Raw genomic sequence first — 5,866 nt, 5'->3', positions numbered from 1 at the left:
TAAACTTACTAAGTCCTAAGTCTGCTACACTTAGCAACTGTTCTACCCGCTAACTGTAGGTAGAAATAAAGTGAAGACAGATTCTAGATATCTAGAATCTGTTAAGTCTTTAAACGAAAATTCAGGAGAATAAAATGACAACAGCTACAACAGATATGGATCCGATACGGGCAACCATAGCCAAGTGGTATTTGAAGGAAATTTGGGGCTGGGATCTCGATAAAATGGCTAAAGTCGAAGAGCTATCCAACTCTATACAGCTCGAGACCATGCTAAAGTCCCTTCTTATTGCTGCAAATGGCGATGGAGAACTCTCAGAAGCGGAGAGAAAGTGGGTGATTGGACGGGGAGCAACCGCTGGAGCATCAGAGTCCTTATTGAAAGAGCTAGAAACCTATCCCGCCAACCAAGACATCTCGGAAGTCGTGACCAGTACCCCAGTCACCAGCAAGGGTCGTAGAGCAATAATTTACATTGCCATCAAGGCGGCTGCTTCGGATGCAGAATATGCGGAAGGGGAAAAGGCAACCATCCGCAAGATGGCCAAAGCCATCGACATCTCCGAAGAAGTTGTTAAGGAAATTGAAGACCTCTGTCTGGAAGAAGAGCGCATCAAGCAGAAGCGTATTTCCCTCTGTTTGCCTGAGGGTGACCCCTATAATTAGCGTCTGCGGCCATTAAACTAAGCGGTAGTGCGAAAGATCTAGTGGTTTGGCTACGGTCTGGTAAAGGTAACGGAAGCTAAAATCACCAATTGTGTACCACTACCAACTCCCCAAAGCTTTCATAAGGTAGTAGCAGCACCATAGTGACTCGGTTATGGAAATACTTGAATGAACAACTATCTTGGATATCGATATAATTGAGAGTTTCTGTCCCGGCTTCGCTCCTCGAACCTTTGATCCTCGTATCTTCGCTCCTCGTATCGTTGAGGATTGTTGTTCCAGTTCATATCCCAACGCAGATCCCTTTCAAATTGGTGCAAAATCCTGCCCAAAACATCTTTCATATTCTCATTATCGTCATAGTTGTAGGTACGACACTCCCTGGTGTTGTAGTAGTTACGGCGGTCTGCAACCTGACGCCGCTGACCTCTGTAGCGGCGACCGTAATATCCATGACGATAGCCACGGCTAAACTCGCCCCCTGCGGTGCGCTCTTCATAAGCTATACCCCTCCTGGCATCACGTCGCCCCTCCTGATAACCATCATCGTAAGCTTCACGATGGTTAGCTGCATCCTTCTCAACGTAGTAACGAGGGACACTGTAACAGTATCTGATTTGATCCGCTTTTACTGGGGGAGCAAACAACAGAAGTCCCGAGAGTGTAGCGAACATGAGTAGAGTACTAGAACCGATTTTTTTCATTGTTGAACCTCGTCATATATTTGGGATATTTGTTCTCTAGATATCCGTAAATACACTGTAGGTTCCATAAATTTCCAATCTCGAAATAAAACTTAATATTAATAAGACGAAAAGATATAGGTAAACTTAACCAAAAACCTCGGTATATTCTCACTAATTTACAGAATTTGGCAGCAGCCTTAAAGAGCAGGTAAAATTCGATCGCTTGCTCTGTTAACGTGGGATTAAGTGCTAAAAATGACTATTCGGATTGGCAACGGTTACGATATCCATAAATTGGGCAAAGGTCGCCGTCTGATTATCGGAGGTGTGGAAATTCCTCATGAATTGGGATTAGTCGGTCACAGTGATGCCGATGTCCTGACTCACGCCATAATGGACGCCATGCTGGGAGCCTTGAGTTTGGGCGATATTGGTCATTATTTCCCCCCAACTGACGAAAAATGGGCGGGTGCGGATAGTTTGGTATTGTTGAGTCAGGTAAATCAGTTGATCCAATCCCATGGCTGGGAGATTGGCAATATTGATTCGGTGGTGGTGGCGGAGCGTCCTAAGCTTAAGCCTCATATTAAGACCATGCGCGATCGCTTAAGTGTAGTCCTAGACCTGAAGCCTGACCAAATTGGCATTAAGGCAACCACTAATGAAAAGTTGGGTCCGGTAGGACGTGAGGAGGGAATTGCCGCTTATGCTGTAGCCTTGTTAGTGGGAGATTGATCGGAAATTCGGAAATAGTGATTGAATGGTTATTGCGATCGCATTTCTAGATCAAATACTCAGCTTCTATAAATAATGGTTAAAACCTCTTCTAACTGGCCCAGTTTGTTGCAACAGTTGTTGGATGGGCAATCGTTATCCAGTGACCAGGCATCACAACTGATGCAGGGATGGTTGAATGAAGAAATTCCCACCGTCTTATCTGGCGCACTTTTGGCAGCTATCCAGGCTAAAGGAGTATCCGCTACCGAATTGGCAGGGATGGCTCAGGTGCTACAATCCCAGTCTTTGCAAAAGACAACCATTGAACACAACCAACCCGTTATTGATACTTGTGGTACCGGTGGGGATGGCGCGTCTACGTTTAATATCTCTACCGCAGTAGCCTTCGTAGTGGCGGCGGCTGGAGTGCTGGTGGCTAAGCATGGTAATCGTTCTGCCTCTAGTAAGGTCGGTTCCGCTGATGTGCTCGAAGCCCTAGGAGTAAATTTATCAGCAGCACCGGACAAGATTCAGGCAGCCCTGGATGAGGTAGGGGTAACCTTTCTGTTTGCTCGGGGTTGGCATCCAGCCATGAAAGCAGTGGCACCATTACGGCAAACCCTCAAAGTACGAACAGTGTTTAACTTGTTAGGACCATTGGTAAATCCCTTGCGTCCCACCGGTCAGGTAATTGGTGTCTATGCTCCCAACTTTGTAGAAACTGTAGCGCAATCGTTGTGTTTAATGGGTACTCCCAACGCAATAGTTCTCCATGGCAGGGAAAAATTAGATGAGGCGGGATTGGCAGATGAAACTGACTTGGCACTGCTATCGGGGGGTGAGGTGCGACTTTTGAGTCTGAATCCGGAACATCTCGGTCTAACTGCTGCCCCGACTGAGTCCCTACGAGGGGGTGATGTAGCGGAAAATGGAGCAATTTTACGGAATGTTTTGCAAGGTAAAGGAACACCAGCCCAGCAGGATGTGGTGGCATTAAATGCTTCATTAGCCCTTCAAGTCGCCGGTGTTATACCTCTCGAAGACCACACAGCAGGGATTGCTATGGCAAAGGATGTTATGGCGAGCGGTGCCCCTTGGTTAAAGTTAGAGCAATTGGTGAAGTTTTTAGCTTAACTCACCAGCAGCCCCAGGTCTGACTTGTCAGGGTAACCTGGGATTAATGGCTGAGGGTGCTACCCAATGTCGAGATCCGAAGTTAGCTATTCCCTATTCCCTTCACCCAGCGCTATAGTTAATGACTGGAGATATTTTCCCCACTCCACTGCCAACGGAATTTCTGTAAAGGGAATTTTGACTGGATCTATGGGTTTGAGGAATTGAAATTCTAATGCGATCGCACGACCTTTATCCGGTGGTTGCTCTAAGTCAACCACTTGATTATCAACTAGCAAGTTGATTGATTTAACGTCTTTGAGGGAAAAGGTTTCTAGATTTACTGGTTCATTTCTAGTGGGTTTGCCCCAAGTCAGGTCACTGCCGTTCTGACCAAGCACCGCATAGATATCATACTTTGCCCGTTCAAACTGTTCAGCCCAGCGGCGATAAGCTTCAATCTTTTGGTATTCGTTCCAACCTGACCAGGCCAGCCAGCAAAATGCTGCTAGCAGAGGTAACCATAGTAAACCACGTTCCATTCAGTTTTTTGGATCTTTACAACTAAACTATAGTAAGAATATATAGCAGTTCTGAATTGCTTGAAGTACCTCGTCCTAGATTTTAGGGAGTAGGGAGTAGGGAGTAGGGAGTAGGGGTCATAAAATTAAATCGACCCCATAAGTTATGATTGCTGATAGCTGACCGCTCAAAGTAGCTTTCTGATTACTTAACCAACCCGCTAGGTTTGTTGCCAGTTCATACGGTTGCGAATCAAGGTTTCTGTCATCTTCGCTAACTGGTCTAGTTTAGCTTTCTTTTCCGTCGCACTTTTCTCATAGTTGCGCTTCCGCATCAAAGCCGCACGGGCTAAGTCTTCTCTATTGTTTTTAATAGCTTGAATTGCCACTTGCTGCCAGGCATTGATTTCTTTAAGTTCCTGTTTATACTTAGGTTGAATCTCATCCCAAACCACCCTGAGATCAGATAATGCTTGATTAAGTAACTGAGTTGTATCGTCTTGCTTTGCTCCCTGAAGTGCTTGTTTTATAGCTTCGTACAAACCCTCGATATTCGTATTACTAATTACCGGGATAAAATCCTTGACTTGCTGGCTTTCATTTTTCCCAGTCTTGCACCAATTAGCAAAGTGTTCACAGTTATTAAAAATTAGGTTATATTGCCTTTCCCCTAATCGACTTTCTGCCCGACGAATCACAACATCTGGAATTAAACAAACTGAGTACTGTTTGACATAAATTTTTGTTTCACCTAGAGCAAAGGTAGCCATAGAATTACGTTCAATTGTCTCAGTTTTTTTGCGGTAGTGGATCACACTACCGTCTCCACAGTCAATACCATGATGTTGGTAAACCCCTTCAAAGTTAAGAAACTTTTGGAATACGTAAATTTGATCTCCTCGCGCCATTATTTTATCTTGGTTTTATCCGGCACTAATCAACTCAAGTTTATCAAAACTATAGCCCTCCATTATCAAAGGAGACATCCTCCTTACTGGGAATTATCGGCATTTGATCAGAATCAGAAACATCTACTGAATTATTACCTTGTGGCTGCTGGCGGCGTATCCGAATTTGGTTTAGGCGCGCTCCAGAAGCAGACACAACGGTCAATTCTAGATTTTCATAATTTAAGGTTTCACCGGGTACAGGAATTTTCTGAAACTTGTCGAGCAGAAAACCGCCCAAAGTGTGATAGTCATCAATTACAGGTAGGTTTAAATCCAAAAGTTCGTTGACTTCTTCGATATTCATCTGAGCTTGCACCAGGAAGGTATACTCGTCCAGAATTTGTACCGTCAAGTCCTGGGTTATGTCAGATTCAGGTCCATCACCAATAATTTCAGCAATTAAATCCTTGAGGGTGACTAATCCAGCTGTACCTCCAAACTCATCCACCACCATCACCATTGCCAAATGCGATCGCTGCATCATCGGCAGTAATTCACTCAATGGGGTAGTTTCTGGGACAAACTTAGCTGGGCAAACCAACAATTTAATCGGTGTCTGAAGTCCTAGCTTCCCTTTAGATAAAGGTTTAGCCAATTTTTTGAAGTCGATAATGCCACGAATATCATCTAGGGATGCCCCAATCACAGGATAGCGAGAGTGACTAGTCTTGGCAACTTCCTCTAACAAGATTTCGAAGGTTGCTGCATGGGAAATAGCAATAAGACTGGTGCGGGGAACCATTACCTCTGCGGCTGTTACCTCCCCAAACTCAAACACATTTTTCAGTAGCTTTCTCTCTTCTGCTTCCAGTCCAATAGACTCCCGTTCAGTGGTAATTATGAGTTGCAACTCTTCCGGCGTTACACGGCTATACCAACCTTGACCAGAATATTGAACACCCACCAACCTCAGGAGCCAGCGGGTAGATTGATTCAAAATCTGGATAAAAGGATTGAAAAACCTGGCAATTACCAGACTGGGTGGCCCCAGAAACCGTGCTAGTTGTTCTGAGTAAAGTAAAGCCAGGGATTTGGGGCAAAGTTCCCCCAAAACAATTTGTAGATAAGCAATCATGAAAAATGCCACATGTCGGTTCCGGTAAAACTATTGTAGCAGTTTATGCTATTCTAGCCGCCATCCAATCGGGGTACCAAGCGGCTCTGATGGCTCCCACTGAAGTATTAGCTGAACAGCACTATCGTAAGTTAGTAAA

Annotated in this window: 7 protein-coding genes and 1 pseudogene; 4 read left to right on the top strand and 4 right to left on the bottom strand. The window is 44.8% G+C overall.

What is annotated here, in order from left to right; translation table 11 throughout:
* Nucleotides 1-155: 155 nt before the first annotated feature.
* Nucleotides 156-665: a DUF533 domain-containing protein gene (locus F6J94_RS28910; protein WP_293046720.1), complete on the top strand. Its 510-nt coding sequence runs from the start codon at nt 156-158 to the stop codon at nt 663-665.
* 176 nt (nt 666-841) lie between these two features.
* Here F6J94_RS28910 and F6J94_RS28905 read toward each other — a convergent pair whose 3' ends face one another.
* Nucleotides 842-1,369 carry a hypothetical protein gene (locus F6J94_RS28905; protein ID WP_293046718.1) on the bottom strand — a complete coding sequence of 176 codons (528 nt, stop codon included), beginning with the start codon at nt 1,367-1,369 and terminating at the stop codon, nt 842-844.
* Between the two features lie 237 nt (nt 1,370-1,606).
* Here F6J94_RS28905 and ispF point away from each other — a divergent pair, with 237 nt between their 5' ends.
* Nucleotides 1,607-2,086: a 2-C-methyl-D-erythritol 2,4-cyclodiphosphate synthase gene (gene ispF, locus F6J94_RS28900; protein WP_293018283.1), complete on the top strand. Its 480-nt coding sequence runs from the start codon at nt 1,607-1,609 to the stop codon at nt 2,084-2,086.
* A 75-nt stretch (nt 2,087-2,161) separates the two neighbouring features.
* A complete protein-coding gene (gene trpD, locus F6J94_RS28895) occupies nt 2,162-3,202 on the top strand; it encodes an anthranilate phosphoribosyltransferase (RefSeq protein ID WP_293046717.1) in 1,041 nt (346 codons plus the stop codon).
* An 86-nt stretch (nt 3,203-3,288) separates the two neighbouring features.
* On the opposite strand, the gene F6J94_RS28890 is transcribed toward trpD, so the two are convergent.
* The 3 genes and pseudogenes from F6J94_RS28890 to F6J94_RS28880 form a co-directional block, all read right to left on the bottom strand.
* Nucleotides 3,289-3,723, bottom strand: a complete 435-nt coding sequence (locus F6J94_RS28890) for a hypothetical protein (RefSeq protein ID WP_293046716.1) — start codon at nt 3,721-3,723, stop codon at nt 3,289-3,291.
* 200 nt (nt 3,724-3,923) lie between these two features.
* On the bottom strand, nt 3,924-4,610 hold the full coding sequence (locus tag F6J94_RS28885) for a lecithin retinol acyltransferase family protein (protein ID WP_293046715.1): 687 nt from the start codon (nt 4,608-4,610) through the stop codon (nt 3,924-3,926).
* Between the two features lie 49 nt (nt 4,611-4,659).
* Nucleotides 4,660-5,739, bottom strand: a pseudogene (locus tag F6J94_RS28880) (hemolysin family protein); the annotation flags it as partial.
* Here F6J94_RS28880 and F6J94_RS28875 point away from each other — a divergent pair.
* On the top strand, nt 5,733-5,866 hold a 134-nt coding region (locus tag F6J94_RS28875), incomplete at its 3' end, for a DEAD/DEAH box helicase (protein ID WP_293046722.1). The pseudogene F6J94_RS28880 and the gene F6J94_RS28875 overlap by 7 nt on opposite strands.

The organism is Moorena sp. SIO1F2, assembly GCF_010672755.1.
In the GTDB taxonomy this organism is placed as follows: domain Bacteria; phylum Cyanobacteriota; class Cyanobacteriia; order Cyanobacteriales; family Coleofasciculaceae; genus Moorena.
This window is presented reverse-complemented; position numbering and strand designations above follow the sequence as displayed.

Excerpts from the sequence above, each read along its gene's own strand:
- F6J94_RS28910 (WP_293046720.1), top strand. The coding sequence starts at position 156 with ATGGATCCGATACGGGCAACCATAGCCAAGTGGTATTTGAAGGAAATT.
- F6J94_RS28905 (WP_293046718.1), bottom strand. The coding sequence starts at position 1,369 with ATGAAAAAAATCGGTTCTAGTACTCTACTCATGTTCGCTACACTCTCG.
- ispF (WP_293018283.1), top strand. The coding sequence starts at position 1,607 with ATGACTATTCGGATTGGCAACGGTTACGATATCCATAAATTGGGCAAA.
- trpD (WP_293046717.1), top strand. The coding sequence starts at position 2,162 with ATGGTTAAAACCTCTTCTAACTGGCCCAGTTTGTTGCAACAGTTGTTG.
- F6J94_RS28890 (WP_293046716.1), bottom strand. The coding sequence starts at position 3,723 with ATGGAACGTGGTTTACTATGGTTACCTCTGCTAGCAGCATTTTGCTGG.
- F6J94_RS28885 (WP_293046715.1), bottom strand. The coding sequence starts at position 4,610 with ATGGCGCGAGGAGATCAAATTTACGTATTCCAAAAGTTTCTTAACTTT.